This is a genomic window from Sphingomonas sp. ABOLH (assembly GCF_003951715.1).
Taxonomy (GTDB): Bacteria; Pseudomonadota; Alphaproteobacteria; order Sphingomonadales; family Sphingomonadaceae; genus Sphingomonas; species Sphingomonas hankookensis_A.
On record NZ_QQWV01000013.1, the window covers coordinates 1 to 21,433 of the forward strand.

27 protein-coding genes, 1 tRNA gene and 1 pseudogene are annotated in these 21,433 nt (G+C 68.0%); 14 read left to right on the forward strand and 15 right to left on the reverse strand.

Annotation, left to right across the window (positions count from 1 at the left end):
- From CA237_RS08345 to CA237_RS08365, 5 genes and pseudogenes are all read right to left on the reverse strand, one after another.
- A pseudogene (locus CA237_RS08345) lies at positions 1 to 170 on the reverse strand (hypothetical protein); the annotation flags it as partial.
- 317 nt (positions 171 to 487) lie between these two features.
- Entirely contained in the window at positions 488 to 955 is a 468-nt protein-coding gene (moaC, locus tag CA237_RS08350) for a cyclic pyranopterin monophosphate synthase MoaC (protein WP_269746904.1), read from the reverse strand.
- Positions 952 to 1,728: an indole-3-glycerol phosphate synthase TrpC gene (gene trpC / locus CA237_RS08355; protein ID WP_066689797.1), complete on the reverse strand. Its 777-nt coding sequence runs from the start codon at positions 1,726 to 1,728 to the stop codon at positions 952 to 954. Before trpC ends, moaC begins: the two co-directional genes overlap by 4 nt.
- On the reverse strand, positions 1,725 to 2,717 hold the full coding sequence (gene trpD, locus CA237_RS08360; protein WP_066689798.1) for an anthranilate phosphoribosyltransferase: 993 nt from the start codon (positions 2,715 to 2,717) through the stop codon (positions 1,725 to 1,727). The genes trpC and trpD overlap by 4 nt, the downstream gene beginning before the upstream one ends.
- A complete protein-coding gene (locus tag CA237_RS08365; RefSeq protein WP_066689799.1) occupies positions 2,714 to 3,298 on the reverse strand; it encodes an aminodeoxychorismate/anthranilate synthase component II in 585 nt (194 codons plus the stop codon). Before CA237_RS08365 ends, trpD begins: the two co-directional genes overlap by 4 nt.
- 112 nt (positions 3,299 to 3,410) lie before the next feature.
- Between CA237_RS08365 and CA237_RS08370 the strand changes: the two genes are divergently transcribed.
- Entirely contained in the window at positions 3,411 to 3,815 is a 405-nt protein-coding gene (locus tag CA237_RS08370; RefSeq protein WP_066689800.1) for a hypothetical protein, read from the forward strand.
- Between the two features lie 4 nt (positions 3,816 to 3,819).
- Here CA237_RS08370 and CA237_RS08375 read toward each other — a convergent pair whose 3' ends face one another.
- Genes CA237_RS08375 through CA237_RS08390 form a run of 4 tightly spaced genes read right to left on the reverse strand, consistent with a single transcriptional unit; the run spans position 3,820 to position 6,837 of the window.
- Positions 3,820 to 4,980: a GGDEF domain-containing protein gene (locus tag CA237_RS08375; RefSeq protein ID WP_066689801.1), complete on the reverse strand. Its 1,161-nt coding sequence runs from the start codon at positions 4,978 to 4,980 to the stop codon at positions 3,820 to 3,822.
- A 59-nt stretch (positions 4,981 to 5,039) separates the two neighbouring features.
- Complete coding sequence (locus CA237_RS08380; RefSeq protein WP_084401491.1) at positions 5,040 to 5,189, reverse strand: DUF2256 domain-containing protein; 150 nt, start codon at positions 5,187 to 5,189, stop codon at positions 5,040 to 5,042.
- Positions 5,189 to 6,289 (reverse strand): 3-dehydroquinate synthase, encoded by a 1,101-nt coding sequence (aroB, locus tag CA237_RS08385; protein ID WP_066689802.1) that lies wholly within the window; start codon positions 6,287 to 6,289, stop codon positions 5,189 to 5,191. Before aroB ends, CA237_RS08380 begins: the two co-directional genes overlap by 1 nt.
- The gene (locus tag CA237_RS08390) at positions 6,286 to 6,837 is read right to left on the reverse strand and encodes a shikimate kinase (protein WP_066689803.1); all 552 of its coding nucleotides are present in this window, start codon (positions 6,835 to 6,837) and stop codon (positions 6,286 to 6,288) included. The genes aroB and CA237_RS08390 overlap by 4 nt, the downstream gene beginning before the upstream one ends.
- 91 nt (positions 6,838 to 6,928) lie before the next feature.
- Here CA237_RS08390 and CA237_RS19635 point away from each other — a divergent pair, with 91 nt between their 5' ends.
- From CA237_RS19635 to CA237_RS08405, 4 genes are read left to right on the forward strand one after another with little or no spacing between them, the layout of a single operon-like run.
- Positions 6,929 to 7,066: a hypothetical protein gene (locus tag CA237_RS19635; protein ID WP_164523848.1), complete on the forward strand. Its 138-nt coding sequence runs from the start codon at positions 6,929 to 6,931 to the stop codon at positions 7,064 to 7,066.
- Positions 7,047 to 8,861 carry a hypothetical protein gene (locus CA237_RS08395; protein WP_066689804.1) on the forward strand — a complete coding sequence of 605 codons (1,815 nt, stop codon included), beginning with the start codon at positions 7,047 to 7,049 and terminating at the stop codon, positions 8,859 to 8,861. Before CA237_RS19635 ends, CA237_RS08395 begins: the two co-directional genes overlap by 20 nt.
- Positions 8,861 to 9,766, forward strand: a complete 906-nt coding sequence (locus CA237_RS08400) for a tyrosine-type recombinase/integrase (RefSeq protein ID WP_066689805.1) — start codon at positions 8,861 to 8,863, stop codon at positions 9,764 to 9,766. The genes CA237_RS08395 and CA237_RS08400 overlap by 1 nt, the downstream gene beginning before the upstream one ends.
- 11 nt (positions 9,767 to 9,777) lie before the next feature.
- On the forward strand, positions 9,778 to 10,725 hold the full coding sequence (locus CA237_RS08405; protein WP_066689806.1) for an acetyl-CoA carboxylase carboxyltransferase subunit alpha: 948 nt from the start codon (positions 9,778 to 9,780) through the stop codon (positions 10,723 to 10,725).
- Between the two features lie 84 nt (positions 10,726 to 10,809).
- Here CA237_RS08405 and CA237_RS08410 read toward each other — a convergent pair whose 3' ends face one another.
- Both CA237_RS08410 and CA237_RS08415 read right to left on the reverse strand, forming a co-directional pair.
- The gene (locus CA237_RS08410) at positions 10,810 to 10,977 is read right to left on the reverse strand and encodes a Flp family type IVb pilin (RefSeq protein WP_055793027.1); all 168 of its coding nucleotides are present in this window, start codon (positions 10,975 to 10,977) and stop codon (positions 10,810 to 10,812) included.
- A 129-nt stretch (positions 10,978 to 11,106) separates the two neighbouring features.
- Positions 11,107 to 11,298 (reverse strand): Flp family type IVb pilin, encoded by a 192-nt coding sequence (locus tag CA237_RS08415; protein ID WP_066689807.1) that lies wholly within the window; start codon positions 11,296 to 11,298, stop codon positions 11,107 to 11,109.
- A gap of 102 nt (positions 11,299 to 11,400) precedes the next feature.
- Between CA237_RS08415 and CA237_RS08420 the strand changes: the two genes are divergently transcribed.
- On the forward strand, positions 11,401 to 11,769 hold the full coding sequence (locus tag CA237_RS08420) for a (deoxy)nucleoside triphosphate pyrophosphohydrolase (RefSeq protein WP_066689808.1): 369 nt from the start codon (positions 11,401 to 11,403) through the stop codon (positions 11,767 to 11,769).
- Here the strand turns inward: CA237_RS08420 and CA237_RS08425 are convergent.
- Positions 11,766 to 12,605: a class I SAM-dependent methyltransferase gene (locus CA237_RS08425; protein WP_232307935.1), complete on the reverse strand. Its 840-nt coding sequence runs from the start codon at positions 12,603 to 12,605 to the stop codon at positions 11,766 to 11,768. The two genes, CA237_RS08420 and CA237_RS08425, sit on opposite strands and share 4 nt — an antisense overlap.
- Before the next feature lie 45 nt (positions 12,606 to 12,650).
- Here CA237_RS08425 and CA237_RS08430 point away from each other — a divergent pair, with 45 nt between their 5' ends.
- The 4 genes from CA237_RS08430 to CA237_RS08445 are packed head-to-tail and all read left to right on the forward strand — an operon-like array spanning position 12,651 to position 14,917.
- Entirely contained in the window at positions 12,651 to 13,382 is a 732-nt protein-coding gene (locus CA237_RS08430) for a ComF family protein (RefSeq protein WP_066689809.1), read from the forward strand.
- Positions 13,383 to 13,413: 31 nt separating this feature from the next.
- A complete protein-coding gene (gene grxC, locus CA237_RS08435; protein ID WP_066689810.1) occupies positions 13,414 to 13,668 on the forward strand; it encodes a glutaredoxin 3 in 255 nt (84 codons plus the stop codon).
- Positions 13,665 to 14,492: a carbon-nitrogen hydrolase family protein gene (locus CA237_RS08440; protein WP_084401495.1), complete on the forward strand. Its 828-nt coding sequence runs from the start codon at positions 13,665 to 13,667 to the stop codon at positions 14,490 to 14,492. Before grxC ends, CA237_RS08440 begins: the two co-directional genes overlap by 4 nt.
- Complete coding sequence (locus tag CA237_RS08445; RefSeq protein ID WP_066689811.1) at positions 14,489 to 14,917, forward strand: DUF1178 family protein; 429 nt, start codon at positions 14,489 to 14,491, stop codon at positions 14,915 to 14,917. The genes CA237_RS08440 and CA237_RS08445 overlap by 4 nt, the downstream gene beginning before the upstream one ends.
- Before the next feature lie 289 nt (positions 14,918 to 15,206).
- Here the strand turns inward: CA237_RS08445 and CA237_RS08450 are convergent.
- The 3 genes from CA237_RS08450 to folE all read right to left on the reverse strand — a co-directional run bounded on the left by CA237_RS08450 (position 15,207) and on the right by folE (position 16,549).
- A tRNA-Arg gene (locus tag CA237_RS08450) sits at positions 15,207 to 15,283 on the reverse strand.
- 46 nt (positions 15,284 to 15,329) lie between these two features.
- Positions 15,330 to 15,890 (reverse strand): hypothetical protein, encoded by a 561-nt coding sequence (locus CA237_RS08455; protein WP_066689812.1) that lies wholly within the window; start codon positions 15,888 to 15,890, stop codon positions 15,330 to 15,332.
- A gap of 35 nt (positions 15,891 to 15,925) precedes the next feature.
- On the reverse strand, positions 15,926 to 16,549 hold the full coding sequence (gene folE, locus CA237_RS08460) for a GTP cyclohydrolase I FolE (RefSeq protein WP_066689813.1): 624 nt from the start codon (positions 16,547 to 16,549) through the stop codon (positions 15,926 to 15,928).
- A gap of 202 nt (positions 16,550 to 16,751) precedes the next feature.
- Between folE and CA237_RS08465 the strand changes: the two genes are divergently transcribed.
- The 4 genes from CA237_RS08465 (at position 16,752) to CA237_RS08480 (ending at position 21,237) form a co-directional block, all read left to right on the forward strand.
- A complete protein-coding gene (locus CA237_RS08465; RefSeq protein WP_126013697.1) occupies positions 16,752 to 19,415 on the forward strand; it encodes a TonB-dependent receptor in 2,664 nt (887 codons plus the stop codon).
- 159 nt (positions 19,416 to 19,574) lie between these two features.
- Entirely contained in the window at positions 19,575 to 19,847 is a 273-nt protein-coding gene (locus CA237_RS08470) for an SWIB/MDM2 domain-containing protein (RefSeq protein ID WP_055761337.1), read from the forward strand.
- 215 nt (positions 19,848 to 20,062) lie between these two features.
- Positions 20,063 to 20,509: a hypothetical protein gene (locus CA237_RS08475; RefSeq protein ID WP_066689816.1), complete on the forward strand. Its 447-nt coding sequence runs from the start codon at positions 20,063 to 20,065 to the stop codon at positions 20,507 to 20,509.
- On the forward strand, positions 20,506 to 21,237 hold the full coding sequence (locus CA237_RS08480; RefSeq protein WP_066689817.1) for a TorF family putative porin: 732 nt from the start codon (positions 20,506 to 20,508) through the stop codon (positions 21,235 to 21,237). Before CA237_RS08475 ends, CA237_RS08480 begins: the two co-directional genes overlap by 4 nt.
- Positions 21,238 to 21,433 lie beyond the last annotated feature (196 nt).

Sequence of the window (21,433 nt, forward strand, 5' to 3'; positions counted from 1 at the left end):
TCGGAACGGGCAAGCGTGCGCAGCATCGAGCTGTCCTGAATGGCGGCGGTCGACACCTGTCCGTCGATCAGCGTGGCGCGCAGATAGTCCTGGCGCGGGCCGTTGGCGGGGAGCGGGTGGGCGAGCGCGAGGACGCGGGTCTGGGCTTCGGCGACGGGGAGGAGGGTCATGCGCTTGGCCTTATGGCTTACAGGGCGGGTGGCAGTCACTCTTCGTCACCTCGGACTTGATCCGGGGTTCCGCTTTCTCTCTCGATAGAAGTAAGAAGCGGGACCCCGGGTCAAGCCCGGGGTGACGTTGGGGGTGGGGTTGGTTGTGCGTTCGCCGTGGTCTGCTCGATGGTCGATAGAATGTGAGCCGCGGTCGATCGATTTTCTCGTCGTCATTCGCGCGAAGGCGGGAATCCATAGGCGCTGGCAGTGAGGATTATCAGCGGCGTTGCGTCTATGGATCCCCGCCTTCGCGGGGATGACGATAATGGGGGTGCTCAGCCTCTTACCCAGTCTCCCGACTTGCCGCCCTGCTTTTCCAACAGGCACACGCCGTCGATCACCATCGCCTTGTCGATCGCCTTGGCCATGTCATAGATGGTGAGGAGTGCGGTAGAAGTAGCTGTCAATGCTTCCATTTCCACGCCGGTCTTGCCGTCGGTGGCGGCGGTGGCGGTGACGCGGATCGCGTCTTCCTCGAACGCGAAGTCGACCGAGGCCTTGGTCAGTGGCAGGGGGTGGCACAGCGGGATCAGGTCGCTGGTGCGCTTGGCGGCCATGATGCCGGCGACGCGGGCGACGGCGAGGACGTCGCCCTTCTTTACCAGCCCGTCGCGGATCGCGGAGAGGGCGTCCGGCGACATGGCAATGCGGCCGGTGGCGACGGCGACGCGGCGGGTCGGGGTCTTGTCACCGACATCGACCATGCGGGCGCTGCCATCGGCGTCGAGATGGGTGAGGCTCAAGCGATCATCGCCCGCGTCGCAGCCTCGACATCGGCGTGCCGCATCAGCGCCTCACCGATCAGGAAGCAGCGGACGCCGTGCTGCGCCATCGCGTCGAGATCGGCACGCGACGTGAGGCCGCTTTCGGCGACGAAGGTGCAGCCGGCGGGCGCGTGGCCGACCAGTTCATAGGTTCGCTCAAAACTGACCGTGAAGTCCTTCAGATTGCGGTTGTTTACGCCAATCAGTCGCGACTTCAGGTTCAGCGCGCGGTCGAGTTCGGCGCGGTCGTGGACCTCGACCAGCACGTCCATACCGCGTTCGATCGCTGCCGCCTCGATCTCCGCCATCTGGGCGTTGGAGAGCGCAGCGACGATGATCAGGATCGCGTCGGCACCCAGCGAACGGGCCTCGGCGACCTGCCAGGGGTCGACGTTGAAGTCCTTGCGCAGGACCGGCAGGTCGCATGCCTGCCGGGCGGCGACCAGATAGTCGTCGGCCCCCTGGAAATACTCGACATCGGTCAGGACGGAGAGGCAGGCGGCACCGCCGGCCTGATAGGCGCGGGCATGGGCCGGGGGATCGAAATCGGGGCGGATCAGGCCTTTGGACGGGCTGGCCTTCTTGATCTCGGCGATCAGCGCGTGGCCGGGCTTGGCGTCGAGGGCGGCGCGAAAGCCGCGTGGCGCCGTTTGCTCGGTCGCGCGGGCGTCGAGGGCGGCGATGCTGGCGCGGGCACTGCGGTCGGCGACCTCGGCGCGCTTGGTGGCGAGGATTGTGTCGAGCATCGTCATGCGTAGGCGATCCATTGGTCGAGCAGGCGGTCGGCCGCGCCCGAATCGATGACCTCGGCGGCGCGTTCGGCGCCGTCGCGCAGGTCGGTGGCGGTGTCGGCGATCAGCAGCGCGGCGGCCGCGTTGAGTAGGACGGCGTCGCGATACGGGCCTTTTTCACCGCGCAGCAGGGCGCGCAGGGCTGCGGCGTTATGGACCGCGTCGCCGCCGCGGATCGCGCTGATCGGATGGCGGGTGAGGCCGGCATCCTCGGGCACGATGCGGTCGGCCATGGCCATGCCGACCGGCACGACGATGGTCGGACCGGCGCCGGAGATTTCGTCCAAGCCCTCCTCGCCCGACACGATCAGCGCGGTTTCGGCGCCCAATAGCTCCATCGCCTCGGCATAGACGGTCGCGTAATCGGGGCGGGCGATGCCGATCAGCTGGCGGGTGGTGCGCGCCGGATTGGCGAGTGGGCCCATGAGGTTAAAGATGGTGCGCCGCCCGATCCGCTGGCGGATGGGGGTGATGCGCTTCATCGCCGGATGATGGTTGGCGGCGAAGAGGAAGGCGATGCCGATGTCGTTCAGCGTCGACTCCGCCAACGCACCCGCCGCCCCCATGTCGAGCCCGAGCGCTTCGAGGGTGTCGGCGGCACCGGCCTTGCTGGAGGCGGCGCGGTTGCCGTGCTTGGCGACCGGTACGCCGCTGGCTGCGACGACGAGGCTGACGGCGGTGGAGACGTTGAGGGTGTGGTGGCCGTCGCCGCCGGTGCCGCAGACGTCGATCGCACCCGCCGGGCCGTTTATCGGGATCATGCGGTGGCGCAGCGCGCGGGCGGCCTCGGCAATCTCGATGCTGGTTTCGCCGCGGATGGCGAGGTCGGTCAGGAAGGTGGCGATGGCGTCGTCGGATACCGTGCCGTCGAGGATCGCGGCGAAGGCTTCGGCCGCGCTCTCGTGGCTGAGCGGCGTCGAGGGGTCGGGGAGCAGCGTGGTGACGGTCATGCCGGCACCGTCGCGGCGATGCCGGCGTCGTTCAGGAAATTGGCGAGCATGGCGTGGCCATGTTCGGTGGCGATGCTTTCCGGGTGGAACTGCACGCCGTGGATCGGCAGGGCGCGGTGGCGGAAGCCCATGACGCTGCCGTCCGACGCGGTGGCGTTGACCGCCAGCGTATCGGGAATGTCGGTGACGATCAGCGAGTGATAGCGGGTCGCGGTGAAGGGCGTGGGCAGGCCGGCAAAGACTCCGGTGCCGTCATGGTCGATCGGCGAGGTCTTGCCGTGCATCAGCCCGCCGCGCACGACTTTCCCGCCGAAATGCTGGCCGATCGCCTGGTGGCCTAGGCACACGCCGAGCAGCGGGCGCTGCGCATCGGCACAGGCGGCGACGAGGTCGAGCGAAACCCCTGCTTCGGTCGGGGTGCAGGGGCCGGGCGAGATCAGGAAGCCCTGCGCGTTGCTGGCCAGCGCCTCCGCCGCGCTCAGGTTGTCGTTGCGTTCGACGCGGACCTCGACACCCAGTTCCATCAGGTAATGGACCAGGTTCCAGGTGAAGCTGTCGTAATTGTCGATGACGAGGATCATGGCACCGCCATAGCGTCCTGCGGGCGCGGTGCAACGGCCACAAAAGCTCATGCGTTCAGGTGCTGGTCATCGGGGCGGTCCGCTTAGTGGGTGGCTTGCAGGAGATACGGGTATGGCGCGTTGGGTTTTGGCGGGACTGGCATTGGCGTTCGCGGCGCCCGTGCTGGCGCAGGATGCCCCCGCCGACCCGCCGCAGCGCGTGCGCAATGCCACCGTCTATGGCGACGAAGCCTGTCCCAAGCCGAGCAGCGACGACGAGATCGTGGTGTGCGCGCGGCTGGGCGAGAATGAGCGCTATCGCATCCCCAAGCGGTTCCGGAACCCGCCGGACAAGTCGTCGGCGGGTGCCAGCTGGGCGATGCGGGCGGACAGCGCGATGGAGGAGGCGCGGATCGGGCGGCCGAACAGCTGTTCGGTGGTCGGGACCGGCGGGCAGACCGGCTGTACCCAGGCGATGCTGCGCCAATGGTTCGCGTGGCGCCGCGACCAGCAGGCGCAGGAACGCGCCATTCCGTAACGGATCAGGCCGCGTCGCTCACCCGGCCGACGTCGGGGCCGTAGCGCCGCAGCCGGCCCGAACGCTTCGCGGCGTAGAGCGCGGCATCGGCGCGCTGGCGCAACTGGTCGAGGGTGTCGGCGTCTTCGGGAAAGCAGGCATAGCCGAGGCTCGCCCCGACATTGGCGCGTGCGGTGTCGTCCATCGCATAGCTGCGCGCGGACAGGGCGTGGTGGAGCCGTTCGGCCAGTCGCCCGGCGTCGGCGACGGTCAGGCCGGTGACCGCGACCAGGAACTCGTCACCGCCCAGCCGTGCGATCAGCGCCTCGTCCGGAGCGGCCTGGCGCAGGCGTTCGGCGACCTCGACCAGAACGCGGTCGCCCGCGGCGTGGCCGTAGCGATCGTTGACCGGCTTGAACCGGTCGAGGTCGATACAGTGGAGCGCCAGCGAGCCCTGCGGCGCATTCATCATGCCGCGCAGGATATCGTCGAGGCGCTGGCGGTTGACGAGGCCGGTTAGCGGGTCGTGGCCGGCGAGGTGGCGATGCTGTTCCGCGACCTGCAGCGACAGCGAAAGCATCCGCCCGAAACTGCCCAGCAGCGCCCGCACGCCGATGAAGAACGGAATGGTCATCGGCAGCAGCAGCCACAGCAATGGATCGCCGGACATCGCGAGGCCGAGCTTGAACGGCAGATCGCACAGCATCACCATCAGGGTGGCGAGGCGCGGCATGGCATAGTTGCGCGCGCAGATCGGTGCGGTCAGGCCGAGGATGAAGGCCATGGTGACGATCAGCAACGGTTTGTCGTCGGTCAGGGCGATGGTGAACGCCATTACCCCCTGCAACGCCGCCCAGGCGATCGACCAGCGGATCGCCGGATCGATCGCAGGCACGTGTCCCGCGCTATCGGCGCGGCGGGCGCGAAAGATGGTGCGCAGCCGCACGCCGAGCACGACGATTTCGCACAGCACCAATATCCAGAAGATCGACTGCCCGGTGCGCAGTGCAGCAGTGACGCTGACCATCAGGCTGGCCAGCGCGGCCATGACGACGACCGACGGCGTGGCCAGCACGGCGGCATAGACGGAGGGCCGCGCCGCGTCGGGAACCGGCACGACGGGATCGCCAAGCCATGCGAGCGCCGGGTTACCGCCGGCGAGGCGCGCCTGTCGCTGATGGTTCATGCCGTTGATCCCGAACGCGGTCGATCAGACGGGATAGCCGGTAATTAACTGTAATTTCGTTAATTCGCCTTGCCCGTCCGGCGGCAGCGGTCGGAACAATAGACGACATTGTCCCAGTCGCGCGCCCATTTCTTGCGCCATGCGAACGGGCGTTCGCACACCGGACAGACTTTGGTGGGAAGGTCGCGCTTGGCGACACCCTGCGGCATCAGCGGGGGCAGCGGTCGAGGAAGGTGGCGACCTGTTGCAGGTCGACCGAGCGGTCGAGATAGGTCTGACCGATGCCGCGCGCGAGCAGGAACGGCAGCGTGCCGCCCTCCCGCTTCTTGTCGTGCAGCATGTGGCCGACCAGCGTTTCGCCAGAGGCAGTGATACCGGCGGCGGCAATCCCGTCGGGCAGGCCGGCGTCGCGCAGATGCCGCGCGACCCGATCCGCATCCTCGGCGCGGCACAGGCCCTGTTCGGCGGAGAAGGCGAAGGCGAGCGCCATGCCGGCGGCGACCCCCTCACCATGCAGCAGCGATCCGTCGAAGCCGGCTTCGGCCTCCAGCGCATGGCCGAAGGTGTGGCCGAGGTTGAGCAGCGCTCGGGTGCCGGTCGTCTCGCGCTCGTCGGCGCCGACGATCCTTGCCTTGGCCGACACGGAACGGGCGATGGCATGGGCGCGGGCCAGCGGATCGCCGAGCAGCAGCACGGTGCCGTTCGATTCGCACCACGCGAAGAAGTCGGGATCGTCGATCAGGCCGTATTTCACGACCTCGGCATAGCCGGCGCGGACTTCGCGGGGCGGCAGCGTGTCGAGCGTGGTCGGGTCGATCAGCACCAGTGCGGGCTGATGGAACGCGCCGACCAGGTTCTTTCCGGCGCGGGTGTTGATCCCGGTCTTGCCGCCGACCGACGAATCGACCTGTGCCAGCAGGGTCGTCGGCACCTGTACGAAGCCGCAGCCGCGTTTCAGGATCGATGCGGCGAACCCGACCAGATCACCGATCACGCCGCCGCCCAGCGCGACGATATGGTCGCCGCGCTCGACACCCAGCGCCAGCAGCGAATCGAGCAGCAGTTCCAAGGTCGCCCAGCTCTTCGAGCCTTCGCCCGCCGGAATCTCGATCGCTTCGCTGGCGATGCCGGAGGCTGTCAGCGACGTGCGCAGCGTGGCGAGGTGCATCGGCACCTGCGCATCGGCGACGATCACCATCCGCCTTCCGCGCGCGATCGGCCCCAGATAGTCCCCGGCCCGCGCCAGCACGCCGTCCTCGATCACGATGTCGTAGCTGCGGTCGCTCAAGGGAACGGTGATGACGGTCATTGGCCGATGGCTTTCAGGATGGCGGAGACGGTGGCGTCGTGCGGCGCGTGCTGGCTGACGATATGGATCGGCGCAAGGGCGTAGACGGGGTTCCGGACGCGGGCGAGTTCGGTCAGTACCTTTTGCGGGTCCTTGCCGCGCAGCAACGGGCGGGTGTCGCGGCGGCGGACCCGTTCGGCAAGCACGGCGGGCGAGGCGTCGAGCCAGATCGCCAGCGCCTGTCCCAGGATCAGTTCGCGGGTTTCGGGCTGCATGAACGCGCCGCCGCCGGTCGCGATCACCTTGGGCGAGCCATCGATCAGCCGGGCGATGACCCGCCGTTCGCCGTCGCGGAAATGATCCTCGCCGAAGCGTTCGAAGATTTCGGCGATGGTCATGCCGGCGGCATGTTCGATTTCGTTGTCGGCATCGACGAAATCGAGCTTCATCCGCTGCGCCAGGCGGCGGCCGACGGTGGATTTGCCCACGCCCATCAACCCGACCAGCACGATCGGGCGGCCGGTCCAGCGAGGGGCGGGGTGGGGCAGGGAGTCTTGAATTTGCAGCATTGCGGGAGGGGCTATACAGCCGCCCCGCCGATCGGGCAAAAGGCGCGTCGCCGTCTTTTTCCTGGCCAAAATATTCGGGACGATTTGATCCATGTCGCGTTCGCTTGTCATTCTTCTCGTCGTCCTCGTCGCGCTGGTCGCGGGCATGTTCGTTCTGGCGGGACGTTCGACCGAGCAGCAGCCGACCCAGATCGAAAAGGCGGTCTCGCTTGAAAACCTCGCCAACTGACCGGTTGCGCGTCGGGATCGCCGCTGCCGCGCTGATCGCGGTCGCGGTGCCGGCGATCGGACAGGACGTGCCCGAATCGCTGTTGCCGCCCGGCTTCGGCGATGCGCCGGCCCCTGCACCCACGCCGACCCCGCGCGCCAGCCCGCGCCCGACCGCGCCCGGCGCGCCGAACTTCGCGCCGGCCGCGCCGATCGTGCAGCCCTTGCCGGGCGTGCCCGGCGTCCCGGGGGGGACCCCGACGCCGCAGCCCAGCGCGTCCGCGACGCCGAGCCCGATCAGCCCAGAGGCGCTTCGGCAATATGAACTGCCGGATTATGCGCGCCGTTCGACCGCCAGCATCGGCATCGCCGGACGGGGCGGGGCGTTCGACGGCAAGGCCTTCGGCACCGGCGACGGGCCGTGGCTGCAACGGATCATGCGCTCGCTCGATGCGCCGGTCGTCTCGCGCTGGGTCTCGATCGGGCTGCGTCGCGCGCTGGTGTCCGACACCGCCACCCCGGCGGGCGTCGATGGCGCGGACTTCGCCGCCGAGCGGGCATGGCTGCTGGTGCGGATGGGCGAGGCGGCACCGGCCCGCGCGCTGGTGCAGTCGGTCGATATCGACAACTATACCCCCAAGCTGTTCCAGATCGCGATGCAGGCGATGCTGGCGACCGGCGATCCGGGCGGGCTGTGTCCGCTCACCGCACCGGCGATGCAGGTGTCGAACGAACGCGGCTGGCGACTGGCCAATGCCATCTGCCTCGGCCTGAAGGGCGAAGCGCGCGAGGCCGGGCGGATCGTCGATCAGGCAAGGCGGCAGGCGCCCGGTGGCGGCGCGATCGACGTGGCGCTGGCGGAAAAGCTGGTCGGCAAGGGCGCGCAGGGCCGCCGCGCCGCGACGATCGAATGGGATGGCATCGACCGTCTGACCGCATGGCGATACGGCATGGCCGCCGCCAGCGCGACGCCGGTGCCCGCCGGGCTGTTCGGCGGGGTCGGGCCGCAGGTCCGCTACTGGCATGCCACCGCGCCGCAATTCGCGCCGAACGTCCGGCTGGCGGATGCCGATCTGGCCGCTGCGCAGGGCGTGTTGTCCAGCGAGGCGCTGGTCGACCTCTATGCCCAGCTGTCGAGCGACGAGGATGCGACGAGCACGCAGACCGCGCTCGCCACCGACCTTCGCACCGCCTTTACCGGGAACGATGCGGGGCGGCTGGCGATGCTGCGGCAGTTCTGGGAACCGGCAATCACCACCGAGCTGGGCTATGCGCGCCGGGTGCTGACCGCGCGGGCGGCGGCCATGATCGCGCCGGTCGCGGATCATGCGGGCGATGCCGATCAGCTGATTGCGTCGATGCTGACCGCCGGACTGGATCTGCCAGCGCTGCGGTGGCGCGGGATCGTTCCCGTCGGCAGCGACGGCTGGGCGATGCTGACGGTCGCCGATCCGATGGGCCGGTCGGTCGCGCCGGGTACGGTGTCGGACTATGCGGGGCAGAATGCCCGCAAGGGGCAGTTGCTGTTCGCGGCGCTGGCCGGGCTGGGGCGCCTGCCGCGCGACCAGGTGGCGGCGATGGCGCGCGACCTGAACGTCGCGGTCGGGGCGCGCAACGCGTGGACCGATGCGATCGACCGGGCGGGCGTGAATGGCGAGGGCGGCACGGTGCTGCTCCTCGCCGCGACCGGCATGCAGACCCGCGACTGGCGCGGGGTGCCGGCCGAGGCGCTGTTCCATATCGTCGCGGCACTGCGTGCGGCGGGGCGCGAGGGCGAGGCGCGGATGATCGCGGCGGAAGCGATCGCGCGGTCGTGATGGCGCCCGGCAGCGACCGGGTGCTGATCGACCGCTTTCTGGAGATGATGGCGGCGGAGGCGGGAGCGGCGCGCAACACGCTGTCCGCCTATCGCACCGACCTGTCGCTGGCGTCCGAGGTGTTGGGCGGGCGGCTGTCGGGGGCGGATACGCAAGCGATCGGGCGGCTGGCCGATGGCTGGGCGAGCCTTGCCAAGGCGACGGTCGCGCGGAAATCGGCGGCGCTCCGGCGGTTCTTCGCGTTTCTGGCGGAGGAGGGGCTGCGGGCGGACGATCCGGGGGCGGCCTTGCCCCGGCCGGGCACGTCGCGCGGATTGCCCAAGACGCTGTCGAGCCGCGACATCGATGCGATGTTCGCCGCGATCGACGCGCGGATCGCGCGGGTGCCGCCCGACCGTAACGACCTGCGCCTCTCGGCCCTGTTCGAGCTGCTCTATGGATCGGGCTTGCGCGCGACCGAGCTGGTGTCCCTGCCGCGCGGGATCATTGCGCCCGACCGGCCGTACATGATCCTGAAGGGCAAGGGCGGGCGCGAGCGGATGGTGCCGCTGTCGGACCGGGCGCGTGCCGCCGTGGCGCGGTGGCGGGCGCATGTCCCGGCGGACAGCCCGTGGCTGTTCCCGTCGGGCAAGGGGCATCTGTCGCGGATGCGGCTCTACCAGATCGTCCGCGCGCTGGCCGGGGAGGCAGGGATCGCCCCCGACCGGATCAGCCCCCACGTGCTGCGCCATGCCTTTGCCACCCATTTGCTGGAGGGCGGGGCGGACCTGCGCGCGCTACAGGCGATGCTGGGCCATGCCGATATTGCCACGACCGAAATCTACACCCATGTCGATGCTTCGCGGCTGGTGCAGCTGGTCGGCGAACTCCACCCGCTGATTGACGCCGGGCGGACACGGCCATAGGGCGCGGAACCATGGCTACCTTCCTTGATTTCGAAAAACCCATCGCCGAGCTGCAGGCGCGCATCGACGAACTGCGCGATACCGCCGCCGATGGCGAGCTGGACATCGCGACCGAGATCGGGCGGTTGCAGACCAAGTCCGACCGGCTGCTGCGCGAAACCTATGCGAAGCTGACCCCGTGGCAGAAGACGCAGGTCGCGCGGCATCCCGAACGCCCGCATTTCAAGCATTATGTGGCGGCGCTGGTCGAGGATTTCATGCCGCTGGGCGGCGACCGCGCCTTTGCCGACGATCAGGCGATCCTGGGCGGGATCGGCCGGTTTCGGGGCCGTAAGGTGATGGTGATCGGCCATGAAAAGGGCGACGACACCGCGACCCGGCTGCGCCACAATTTCGGCATGGGCAAGCCCGAGGGCTATCGCAAGGCGATCCGCCTGATGCAGCTGGCCGACCGGTTCGGTCTGCCGGTCGTCACGCTGGTCGATACGTCGGGCGCGTTTCCCGGCATCCAGGCCGAGGAGCGCGGGCAGGCCGAAGCGATCGCGCGCTCGACCGAAGCGGCGCTGAACCTGGGCGTACCGATGGTATCGGCGATTTTGGGCGAGGGTGGATCGGGCGGCGCGATCGCGCTGGCGGCGGGCAATCGCGTGCTGATGATGGAGCACGCGGTCTATTCGGTGATTTCGCCCGAAGGCTGTGCGTCGATCCTGTGGCGCACTGCCGACAAGGCACCTGAAGCGGCCGAGGCGATGCGGGTGACGGCGCAGGACTTGAAGACGCTGGGCGTGATCGACCGGATCGTGGCCGAACCGCTAGGTGCGGCGCATCGCGATCCTGCCGCAGCGATCGCGGCGCTGGGCGATGCGATCGATGGCGAGCTGAGCGAACTGGCCGCGCAGCCGGCGGTCGCGCTCAGGCAGTCGCGGCGGCAGAAGTTCCTGGCGATGGGGCGGCTGTAACGGCGTTTGTCGCCAGTTACGCGGGCAAACAAAAAGGGCGGCGGGACCCCCGTCCCGCCGCCCTCTTCGCGATTGTGAAGTGTCTTACGACGCCTTCATGTTCGACGTGACGTTGCCGAAGGTCAGCTTCAGCTGGTTGCCGAGGCCCTGCATCGCGGCGATGGCGGCGACGGCGATCAGCGCTGCGATCAGGCCGTATTCGATGGCGGTCGCGCCCTTGCTGTTCTTCAGGAAGGTACGGATCTTCTGCATAATCTGCTCCATGGTTCTGCGTGCTTCAATTCCCGGTCGTTCGAAACCAGGTTCCGTTCGACAGGAGCAGAGTAACGGGAGCGCGGTTGACAAAAGTTTAAAGGAATCCTTGCGGAATCACTATGATGGTTAACCGCGCGGTCCGGTTTCGGTAACGTTGTGTGCCACGCCGTTCCACATGGCGCTGGTCGTCTTTCCCAATTGGGCGACGACGGCGATAAGGCCGATTACGATCAGCGCGAGGATCATGCCATATTCCACGGCGGTCGCACCGCGCCGGTCCCGCCACAGGCTGCGCAACGAGCGCAGAGTTGAACGCATGACGGATGACTCCTGTTGAACGTCGCCCCCATCCCTAAGCCCGACGAGGTTAAGAAAGTGTCGTCCAACCCGGCCCCGATATTACTGGTAACCGCCGCCGCGATGATCGACGCCGACGGGCGCGTGCTGGTGCAGCAGCGTCCGCCGGGCACGGCGATGGCGGGGCTGTGGGAATTTCCCGGCGGCAAGGTCGAACCGGGCGAGACGCCGGAGGCGGCACTGGTCCGCGAACTGGACGAGGAACTGGGGATCGTCGTCGATCACCAGTGCCTCGCCCCCGCCGCCTTTGCCAGCGAAGCGCTGGGCGAGCGGCATTTGTTGCTGCTGCTCTATGCGCTGCGCAAATGGAACGGCAGGCCGGTCGCGCGCCATGCGACCGCGCTGCAATGGCTGCGCCCGGTGCAGCTGCACGCGCTGCCGATGCCGCCGGCCGACCGTCCGCTGATCGGCCTGCTGGAGGCGTTGGTCTAGCGCGGTTCCGGCGGGCGGAGCGTGTCGGCGAGCGAGGCAGTGGCGCTGCCGCGACGGGCGGGTTGCGGCTGGCTGGGGGCGGGTGCCCAACCGGTCAGGTAGATGACCTCGAATTGTTCCGCCGTACGGCCATCGGCATCGGCACGCTCGGCAAAGGCGGATGCGGCGCCCATGAGGCCCGCCCGGCCGAGCGGGGCCGGCTCCAGCAGCCCGGTCGCCCCCATGCCGCGCAGGTCGTCGACCAGCTTGCCCAGTCCCGAATAGCGTACGGTCAGCGTCTCCGAATCGGCGACCGGCAGCGCGAAGCCGGCGCGGACCAGCAGGTCGCCGGCCGATCGCAGGTCGATTTGCGGATGGACCCGGGCCGCCGGGCGATCCGCCTCTGCGGCCAGCAGTGACTGGCGCAGGGTGGCGAGGCTGTGGCCCCCGGTAAAGGCGGCGAGGAACAGGCCGTCGGGGCGCAGGCTGCGGCGGATCAGCGTCAGCGCGCCGGGCAGGTCGTTGACGCTGTCGAGCACGCCGACCGAGACCACGAGGTCGAACGCGCCATCGGCGAAGGGCAGGCGATCCTCATCACCCTGCACGCCGCCCGCCGCACGGGCGAAGGCGAAACCGGGATCGAACCGCACCACGCGCGCGCCGGGCGGCGGGGTGAAGGCGGCGTCGGCGCATCCCAGGTCGAGCACGTCCGAAAAGCTGCGCGTCACCGCCTGCAACCGGTCCTCGACCCCCTCCAGCATATAGCGGTGGAGGAAGTCGGCGCGGGCGAAACCGGGCTGGGCGCGGTCGCGGTGGAGGCGGCGGCGCGGGCGGGCGAAAAGATCGGGGGCACTCACGCGGCGCCTTGTGCCGGGCGGCGGGCGCGGCGACAAGGGCAAGCGATGCGCCTTGCCACCATACCCGTCGCTGCGATCGCGCAACTGGTCGCCCTGGCACTGCCGCCGCGTTGTCCGGGGTGCGGGGTGGTGGTGGAGGCGGACCATCGTTTCTGTGCAGGCTGCTGGTCGGGGCTGCGGTTCCTGGGCGATCCGGCGTGCGCGGCTTGCGGGACGCCGCTGCCGATCGACCAGGGGCCGGGAATGCGCTGTGCGCCATGCCTGAGCCAACCGCCGGTGCATGACGGAGTGCGGGCGGCGGTCGCCTATGGCCCGGTGGCGCGCGACGTTGCGCTGAAGCTGAAATATGGCGGGCGGCTGGCATTGGCGACGACGATGGCGCGGCTGATGTGCCGGCACCTGCCCGACGATGCCGATTGCCTGATCCCGGTGCCGCTGCACCGGCGGCGGCTGTGGACGCGCGGCTATAACCAGTCGGTGCTGATCGCGACCGCGCTGGCGGGGATGCGCGGCGTACCAGTACTGCGCGATACGCTGCGGCGGACCCGCGCCACGCCGCCGCTGCGGGGCATGAACGGGCGGGCGCGGGCGAAAATGGTGCGCGGTGCCTTCGTCGTGGCCGATCCGGCGGTCGTGGCGGGAAAGCGAATCGTGCTGATCGACGATGTCCATACCAGCGGAGCGACGATCGATGCCTGTGCGCTGGCGCTGCGGCGGGCCGGCGCGGCGCGCGTCACGGCGCTGTGCTGGGCACGGGTCGTCGGAGCGGATGATTGACAAGGCGGCGGTGCGACCACAACTGGGACGCATGGCAAGCATCATCATCTATACCAAGGCGTTCTGCCCCTATTGCACGCGCGCCAAGCGGCTGCTCGATGAGAAGGGCGCCGCCTATGACGAGATCGATATTACCATGGGCGGGGCCAAGCGGCAGGAAATGCTGGCAAAGTCGAACGGCCGGACGACCGTGCCGCAGATCTTCATCGGCGACACCCATGTCGGCGGATCGGACGACCTTGCCGCGCTGGAGCGGGAAGGCAAGCTGGACGCGCTGCTGGCGTGACGAAGCTCGCCCTGCTGCAGATGACCGCCGGCATCGATCCCGATGCCAATGCGGCGGTGCTGGTCGATGCGATCGAACAGGCGGCGGGCGAGGGGGCGGTGATGCTGTTCACGCCCGAAATGTCCGGGCTGATCGACCGCGACCGCGAACGGGCAGCGGGGTCGATCGCCACCGAAGGTGAGGACCGGGTGTTGCACGCGGTCTGCGATGCGGCGGCGCGGACCGGCCTATGGGTGCATCTGGGGTCGCTCGCGATCCGGCGCGAGGATGGTCGGCTGGCCAATCGCGCCTATGTGATCGACGGCAGCGGCGCGATACGCGCGACCTATGACAAGCTGCATCTGTTCGACGTGACGTTGCCCAGCGGCGAAAGCTGGCGCGAGTCGGCGAGTTATGCGCCGGGCGAGCGCGCCTGTGTGGTCGCGACGCCGGCAGGGGCGATGGGACTGTCGATCTGCTACGACATGCGCTTTCCCGACCTGTTCCGGGCGATGAGCGATGTCGGGGCGACGATCCTGTCGGTGCCCGCCGCGTTCACCGTACCGACCGGACAGGCGCATTGGCATGTGCTGCTGCGTGCGCGAGCGATCGAGGCGGGGGCGTTCGTGGTCGCCGCGGCGCAGACCGGCCTCCATCAGGACGGCCGCGCGACCTATGGCCATTCGCTGGTCATCGACCCGTGGGGCAAGGTGCTGCTCGACATGGGCCAGGCGGCCGGGATCGGTTATGTCGACGTCGATCCGGAGCAGGTGACAGCGGTGCGGGCGCGGGTGCCGGTGCTCGACCATCGCCGGGCGATCCCGCCGGTCGAGATCGCCAAGTGATCGTTTTCGACCTGCGGTGCGGCAACGCGCATGTGTTCGAGGCGTGGTTCGCGTCGAGCGACGCCTATGCCGGGCAGCGCGAACGCGGGCTGATCCATTGCCCGATGTGCGACGACGCCCGAATCGAGAAAGCGGTGATGGCGCCGAACATCGCGCCCAAGGGCGACCGGCCGGCGGGGCCGCCGCCCGAAGCGATGAAAGCCGCGCTGGCGGCACTGGCGAAGGCGCAGCGCGAGGTTCTGGCGGGAAGCGAATGGGTCGGCACCGCCTTTGCCGACCGGGCGCGGGCGATGCATGTCGGCGACGCCGATCCGGCACCGATCCATGGCCAGGCGACGCGGGAAGAGGCGAAGGCGCTGGCGGAGGAAGGCGTGCCGATCGCGCCGCTGCCGCTGCCGGTGGTTCCGCCCGAGCGGGCAAATTAGGCCATTTTCCGCCAAACCGTCGCCCCGAAAGTCCATCCGTTTGCTTCGAGCGAAGGTTCGAGCCTGTCGAGAACCGTAGTCGAGAAGGGGGTGCCCCAGACATGAAGTTCTCGACGGACGCTTCTCGACAAGCTCGAAGCTGCTCGAACCGAACGGACTTATTGGCGGGCGGATCACGTCGTTGGCGCGGGCGGTTTAGCTTGTATCCGCCCGCCACGCGTTTGCTTCGACAGGCTCGAAGCTGCTCGAACGGAACGGATTCCCCGAGGGACGGTGGCAACGGTAAATCTGGTGGCCTCGGAGGGACTCGAACCCCCGACGCCCGCTTTAGGAAAGCGGCGCTCTGTCCAGCTGAGCTACGAGGCCAGGCGGTCGCTGTAGAATGCCCTCGGCCGCGACGCAATCGGGTCGATCAGCTGCCGCATTCCCAGCGCCCGCCGCGATAGACGCGTTCGCCGCCATCGGCGGTCCGCATGGTCAGCGTCGCGGGCCATTGCCGGGTCGAATCCGCCGCCGGATCAGCCCGGTCGGCGGGGCGTTCGACCGTGAACGACACTTGGTCGCCGGCAAGGATGCCGCCGTCCTCGACCGCCTCGCGGCCCGGCGTTGCGGCGGTGATCCGACGCAGGCGTTTGTCGAACCTGACCAGTCCGTCGCCCTGGTCGCGGACGAACAGCAGGACCGGGCCGCGCGGCACGGTGCGGAACGAACAGCCAGAGCCGAGCAACTCCTTTTCGGCGAAGTCGGCATAGACCATCGGCTGCAATTCCGGTGCTGCGTGGGGCGCCGGCGTATCGGGCAGCCCCCGTGCCGGAGGCGGCGCCGCCGCGAACTGGGCGTTCGTCGCCGGATCGACGCCTCCTACCGATCCGACCGGAAGCACGCCATCGGCCGCATTGGCAGCGGCGGGCGGGTCGGCCGAGCAGGCGGCAAGCGACGCTAGGCCAAGCAGGAAGGCGAGGGGGCGGATCATCGCGTTGCAACGTCCCGCGCGGCGCGGGCGTTCCGTCAGCCGCGCCCGATCAGCGCCAGCACTTCCTTGCGGCTGCGTTCGTCGTCGCGGAACACGCCCATCATCCGGCTGGTCGTCATGGTGACACCCGGCGTGCGCACCCCGCGCGAGGTCATGCAGCCATGCGTCGCCTCGATCACCACCGCGACACCGCGCGGGCGCAGGCCGTTCCAGATGCAGTCGGCGACTTCCGCCGTCAGCCGTTCCTGCACCTGCAACCGCCGGGCATAGCCGTGGAGTACGCGGGCAAGCTTCGAAATGCCGACGACATGGTCCTTGGGCAGATAGGCGATGTGCGCCTTGCCGACGATCGGCGCCATATGATGTTCGCAGTGCGACTGGAACGGAATGTCGCGCAGCAGCACGATCTCGTCATAGCCGCCCACTTCCTCGAACACGCGTTCGAGATGGTGTGCGGGGTCCTCCGCATAGCCCTGCGTATATTCCTTCCACGCGCGCGCGACGCGCAGCGGCGTGTCGAGCAATCCTTCGCGATCGGGATCGTCGCCGGTCCAGCGGATCAGGGTGCGGATCGCGTCAGCGACATGATCGGGAACGGGAATTTTGGGCGCGGGGCCGACCAGTTCGCCGCCATCGGCATCGTCGTTCGCGTCACACATGGTTCTGTTCCATTCCCGATCTTCGACTTTTTGCAGCCGACCGGGGCGATCCCCTGCGGCGCCGTACTGTGGCTTCCATACCCGTTCGCCGATGAAAGCGTAGGTCGGATGCAGGTTGCCCGTTGACGCGGCTTAGATGCTTCGTCACCAAATGCAACATGCATAGCCGGACGATATCGGCAGCTGAGGAAGAGGGGATGCCATGAAGAAGTTCCATCTGCTGACCGCGACAGCCCTGTCCCTGGTCGCGGGCGCCGCGCCCGCGCTGGCGCAGACGACGCCGACCGCGCCGGTCGAGACGCCGACCGCGCCGGCTGCGCCCGGTGACGCTACGGCACAGGCCGATGACGATTGGGGGAACGAGATCATCGTGACCGCCAACCGCCGCGCCGAACCGATCCAGGACGTGCCGATCGCGGTCACCGCGGTCAATGCGCAGCTGCTCGACGATGCCGGCGTGCGCGATATCCGCGGCCTCGAACAGCTCGCTCCCTCGCTTCAGACGACGACCGGCCAGTCGTCGGCGACCGCGACCTCGCTGTCGATTCGCGGCGTCGGCACGGCAGGCGACAATCCCGGCTTCGAACCGGCGGTCGGCGTGTTCATCGACGGCGTGTTCCGGTCGCGCGCCGGCATCGCCATCGCCGAGCTGCCCGAAGTCGAACGAGTCGAGGTGCTGCGCGGGCCGCAGGGAACGCTGTTCGGCCGGAACACCTCGGCCGGCGCGCTGTCGGTGACGACCGCCATGCCGAAGTTCGACCTGGGCGGCTATGTCGAGGGCGAGTATGGCAATTTCAACGCCTATGAGCTGAAGGGCGCGCTGACCGGGCCGGTCAGCGAACAGCTCGCGCTGCGCGTCGACGGCGGCTATCGCAAGCGCGACGGCTATATCGAGGACGTCAATTTGGACCGCGCGTTCAACGACATCAACCGCTGGTATGTCCGCGGTCAGGCGCTGTACGACACCTCGGCGTTCAGCTTCCGCCTGATCGGCGATTACTACAAGACCGACGAGCAATGCTGCGGCGTGGTCAGCGGCACGCGGGGGCCGACGGCCGCCGCGATCCAGGCGATCGCCGCGCAGCAGGGTCGCACCGGCATCTACACCGGCGCCCCGTCCGAGCGGAAGATGGCCGCCTCGCCCAACCGCGACTATAAGGAAGCGGTGCGCGACTGGGGCGTGTCGGGTGAGATCAACGCCGATATCGGTGAGTTGAAGCTCACCTCGATCAGCGCCTATCGCGACTTCCGCGTGCTACGGAACCAGGACATCGATTATTCGGGCATCGATCGCGCCTATCGCGATGGGTACAAGTCGTCGCTGCGCGATATCACGCAGGAACTGCGGTTACAGGGGCAGCTATTCGACGGGAAGCTCGATTTCCTCGTCGGCGGCTTTTACCTGAACGAAAAGCTGAACCTGCGCGACACGGTGCGGCTGGGCAACGATGCCAACCGCTATGTCGACACGCTGCTGGCGGGTGTGCTCGGCGCGCCGCCGTCGGCCGGCGGTATCGGGCGGCAGGCGCAGTTCTACGGCAGCTTCAACGTGCCGACCTTTACCCAGCTGGTGACGTCGCTGCGTGGCGGGGCGGCCCTGCCGACCGGGACCGTGCCGCTGTTCGGGCAACTGCTCTATGCCCAGAGCGCGGCGTTGCAGCAGGCGGCGCCTCCGGGATCGGCACTGTTCAACTATCTGAACACGCCGCTGACCCCGAACGTCGCGGGACAAGGCAACAATAACGACGATTTCCAGGTCGATACCAACGCCTTCGCGCTGTTCACGCACAACATCATCAACGTCAACGACAAGCTCTCGCTGACGCTGGGCCTGCGCTACAATTACGAGCGCAAGGAGCTGGCCGCGTCGATCAACAGCAATCCGGCGGCGTGCGGCTTCTTCCTCGGCAACGATCCGCGAGCGGTGACCTATCGCAACCTGATCCGTCAGGCGAGCCCGGCGCTGTTCCAGAACCTGTTTCTGCTCAGCTGCAATCCGGCGGTGTCGAGCGAGTTCAACGGCAATTACAGCCATGACCGGTCGGAAAGCCGCCTGACCGGCACCGCCAAGCTCGCCTACAAGTTCACGCCCGACGTGCTGGGCTATGCCAGCTATGATCGCGGCTTCAAGTCGGGCGGCTACAATCTCGACCAGGCGAGCTTCAACACTCGCGTCCTGGGCGGTGACGGCGCACAGGCGACCGATCTGGAGTTCGGCGCGGAAACGGTCGACAGCTACGAACTGGGCCTGAAGACCAGCGTGACGCGGCAATTCTCGTTCAACGCGGCGTTCTTCTACCAGAAGTTCAAGGGGCTGCAGTCGCTGATTTTCGCGGGCAACAGCTTCGTCGTGCAGAACGTGCCCAAGTCGACGGCGAAGGGCGTCGAGCTGGAATCGCTGATCCAGCCGATCCGCGAGTTGAGCTTCCGCCTGGGCTATACGCTGCTCGATGCGTCCTATGATGCCGACAACAATTTCGCCGGCACGCCGCTCCAGAACCAGAATGGCCGCCAGTTCCTGAACCAGCCGCGCAACGTCGTGACGGTCGCGGCGACGTGGACCCCGCGCCTGACCGACAACCTCAACGCGCTGTTCCATGTCGACATGCGCTACAACAGCGACGTGTCGATCGTCCGCGACGGCACCGGTGCGACGACGGTCGGCAATGACGGCTATCCGCTGCTGAACGGCAAGATCGGCGTTGCGACCGACGATCGCAGCAAGCAGCTGGAATTCTTCGTGGAGAATATCACCAACCAGTATTTCAACATTTCCGGCTTCGCGATCCCCGAACAGACCGGCACCTATGGCGTCTATCCCGCCATGCCGCGCTTCTACGGGGTGCGCGCCCGGTTCGGCTTCTGAGCCGGTCGGGACGGAAAATGACGGTCGCGGAGGAAATTTCGTGCGGTTGACGGTACGGTTTGTCGCAATTCCCCCGCGACAAGCGGTTCGGAACCTTGCATAACCATCGACCTGCCGCGCCCGCGAGGCGCGGTTTGCAGGGGGATTAGGAGGAATATTATGGCCAAGGAAACCACGACGACCGGCGGCGCCCGGGGCGGAATCGCGAAGCCGGTGACGCCGTCGGCCGATCTGGCGAAGATCACCGGTTCCGACCCGCTGCCCCGCAGCGAAGTCGTCAGCAAGATGTGGGAATACATCAAGAAGCACGACCTGCAGAATCCGAAGGACAAGCGCGAGATCCTGGCGGACGAAACGCTGGAAAAGCTGTTCGGCAAGAAGTCGTGCTCGATGTTCGAAATGAACAAGCTCCTCAGCGCGCACATGAAGTGACCGGTTGGCGCCGGACCCGGCGCCGCCTGTTCAGCGATACGCCGTCCGAAGGAGTGCCTTCGGACGGCGTTTTCGTTTCGTAACAAAGCGTTGCCGGCACGAAAACCGGAACGCGCTTGCCGTGTCATCGGTTATGTACGTATCGGACGAAAGTCCGAAACGGTCATCGGCCACCATAGGCCGAGGCCATCCGCAGCAGGACAAGGAGATAGGACATGACGTTCGGGTTGGTCGGGCTGTTGCTGGGAGCGGCGATGGCGGCACCGAATGGTGACATTGCGCACAGCGCACGGATCGATCACCGCACCGGTGCGGTACATTCCGACTATACCGCCGATGTGCAGGTGACCCATCAGCAGATCGGCACGGTCGGGGTCGGCGGTCGTCCGTCGACTCTGCGCTGCCTGTGGCGCGCGGGGCTGGTCGTCGAGCGGCAGGCGCGCCATGAGTCGGGATCGACGCTGGCGCGATCGTTCACCCATGACAAGGTGATCGAAGGCAGCCGGCCGGGCTGGTGCAGCGCACAGAAGACGGCGATCGCGCAGGAAGTCGCGAGCCGCAACGATGCGTTGCAGGCGCGACTGGTCCAGCTGGCACAGGAAGACCATCCGGTGCTCCATGCCGAGATCGACCGGATGCACGGGACGATGCAGGCCGGATGATCGGACGGATCGGATGGGGCGTCGCGTCGCTGCTGGTGACGGCAGCGGCGCAGGCGCAATCGCTGCCGTCGGTCGGCGTCGAGGCGACGACCGACGAACGGCGTCGCGGCTTGAGCTGGAGCGAGGGCAAGGCGTCGATTTCGGGCGATGCCGCGCTGACTTTGGGCATGATCGAACTCGATGCCCGCGTGTCGGCGCTGCGCGGGTCGGTGCGGCATGATGGCGCCGATGCGGTCGCCGATCTGGGTGCGGCGATCGTCACCGATGTCGGGCCGTTCCAATTGCGCGGGCGGGCGATCGGCCACGTCTTTGCCGGCGCGGAGCAGGGTATGGATTATGCCGAGTTCGGCGGCGACGCGCGCTACACGCTGGGGCCGGTCGAACTGACTGCCGGCGCGCTCTACGCCCCGCCGCAGCGTGCGATCGGGGGCAGCAACCTGTATCTGTCAGCACAGGCGGTGGCGGGCATTCCGATGACGCCGTTCACGTTGGTCGGCGGGATCGGACGGTCATCCGGTGCGGTCGATGATGCGCTGCGCGCTGACCGGTTGCGGCCGGGCGGGACCTATGTCGATTGGCGGCTGGGCGTGGAGCACACGACCGGTCCGCTGACGCTGGCGCTCGATTATGTCGGGACCGACCTGAACGACGATCGCGGGGTGACGTCGATCGGCGATCGACCGCATAGCGGCGACCGGATTCTGGGACGGGCGCGGTTCGCGTTTTGAGCTTGTGATAGCGCTGGGCCGATCCAGACCGCATCGTCACCCCGGACTTGATCCGGGGTCCCTCTTCTTCTTCGGCGGTTGATAAGAAAGCGGGACCCCGGATCAAGTCCGGGGTGACGGTGTGGGGTTTTACTGGTGTCGCGAACCTCATGTCGGGCGACCACCGACAAGTACTCGCCGGGGTTACTGACCACTA

Excerpts from the sequence above, each read along its gene's own strand:
- CA237_RS08430 (WP_066689809.1), top strand. The coding sequence starts at position 12,651 with ATGCGCCTTGCCACCATACCCGTCGCTGCGATCGCGCAACTGGTCGCC.
- CA237_RS08410 (WP_055793027.1), bottom strand. The coding sequence starts at position 10,977 with ATGCAGAAGATCCGTACCTTCCTGAAGAACAGCAAGGGCGCGACCGCC.
- CA237_RS08375 (WP_066689801.1), bottom strand. The coding sequence starts at position 4,980 with ATGAACCATCAGCGACAGGCGCGCCTCGCCGGCGGTAACCCGGCGCTC.
- CA237_RS08420 (WP_066689808.1), top strand. The coding sequence starts at position 11,401 with ATGATCGACGCCGACGGGCGCGTGCTGGTGCAGCAGCGTCCGCCGGGC.
- CA237_RS08465 (WP_126013697.1), top strand. The coding sequence starts at position 16,752 with ATGAAGAAGTTCCATCTGCTGACCGCGACAGCCCTGTCCCTGGTCGCG.
- CA237_RS08475 (WP_066689816.1), top strand. The coding sequence starts at position 20,063 with ATGACGTTCGGGTTGGTCGGGCTGTTGCTGGGAGCGGCGATGGCGGCA.
- CA237_RS08480 (WP_066689817.1), top strand. The coding sequence starts at position 20,506 with ATGATCGGACGGATCGGATGGGGCGTCGCGTCGCTGCTGGTGACGGCA.
- CA237_RS08365 (WP_066689799.1), bottom strand. The coding sequence starts at position 3,298 with ATGATCCTCGTCATCGACAATTACGACAGCTTCACCTGGAACCTGGTC.
- CA237_RS08390 (WP_066689803.1), bottom strand. The coding sequence starts at position 6,837 with ATGCTGCAAATTCAAGACTCCCTGCCCCACCCCGCCCCTCGCTGGACC.
- trpC (WP_066689797.1), bottom strand. The coding sequence starts at position 1,728 with ATGACGATGCTCGACACAATCCTCGCCACCAAGCGCGCCGAGGTCGCC.
- folE (WP_066689813.1), bottom strand. The coding sequence starts at position 16,549 with ATGTGTGACGCGAACGACGATGCCGATGGCGGCGAACTGGTCGGCCCC.
- trpD (WP_066689798.1), bottom strand. The coding sequence starts at position 2,717 with ATGACCGTCACCACGCTGCTCCCCGACCCCTCGACGCCGCTCAGCCAC.
- CA237_RS08470 (WP_055761337.1), top strand. The coding sequence starts at position 19,575 with ATGGCCAAGGAAACCACGACGACCGGCGGCGCCCGGGGCGGAATCGCG.
- CA237_RS08370 (WP_066689800.1), top strand. The coding sequence starts at position 3,411 with ATGGCGCGTTGGGTTTTGGCGGGACTGGCATTGGCGTTCGCGGCGCCC.
- CA237_RS19635 (WP_164523848.1), top strand. The coding sequence starts at position 6,929 with ATGTCGCGTTCGCTTGTCATTCTTCTCGTCGTCCTCGTCGCGCTGGTC.
- CA237_RS08405 (WP_066689806.1), top strand. The coding sequence starts at position 9,778 with ATGGCTACCTTCCTTGATTTCGAAAAACCCATCGCCGAGCTGCAGGCG.
- CA237_RS08455 (WP_066689812.1), bottom strand. The coding sequence starts at position 15,890 with ATGATCCGCCCCCTCGCCTTCCTGCTTGGCCTAGCGTCGCTTGCCGCC.
- CA237_RS08400 (WP_066689805.1), top strand. The coding sequence starts at position 8,861 with ATGGCGCCCGGCAGCGACCGGGTGCTGATCGACCGCTTTCTGGAGATG.
- CA237_RS08380 (WP_084401491.1), bottom strand. The coding sequence starts at position 5,189 with ATGCCGCAGGGTGTCGCCAAGCGCGACCTTCCCACCAAAGTCTGTCCG.
- aroB (WP_066689802.1), bottom strand. The coding sequence starts at position 6,289 with ATGACCGTCATCACCGTTCCCTTGAGCGACCGCAGCTACGACATCGTG.
- grxC (WP_066689810.1), top strand. The coding sequence starts at position 13,414 with ATGGCAAGCATCATCATCTATACCAAGGCGTTCTGCCCCTATTGCACG.
- CA237_RS08415 (WP_066689807.1), bottom strand. The coding sequence starts at position 11,298 with ATGCGTTCAACTCTGCGCTCGTTGCGCAGCCTGTGGCGGGACCGGCGC.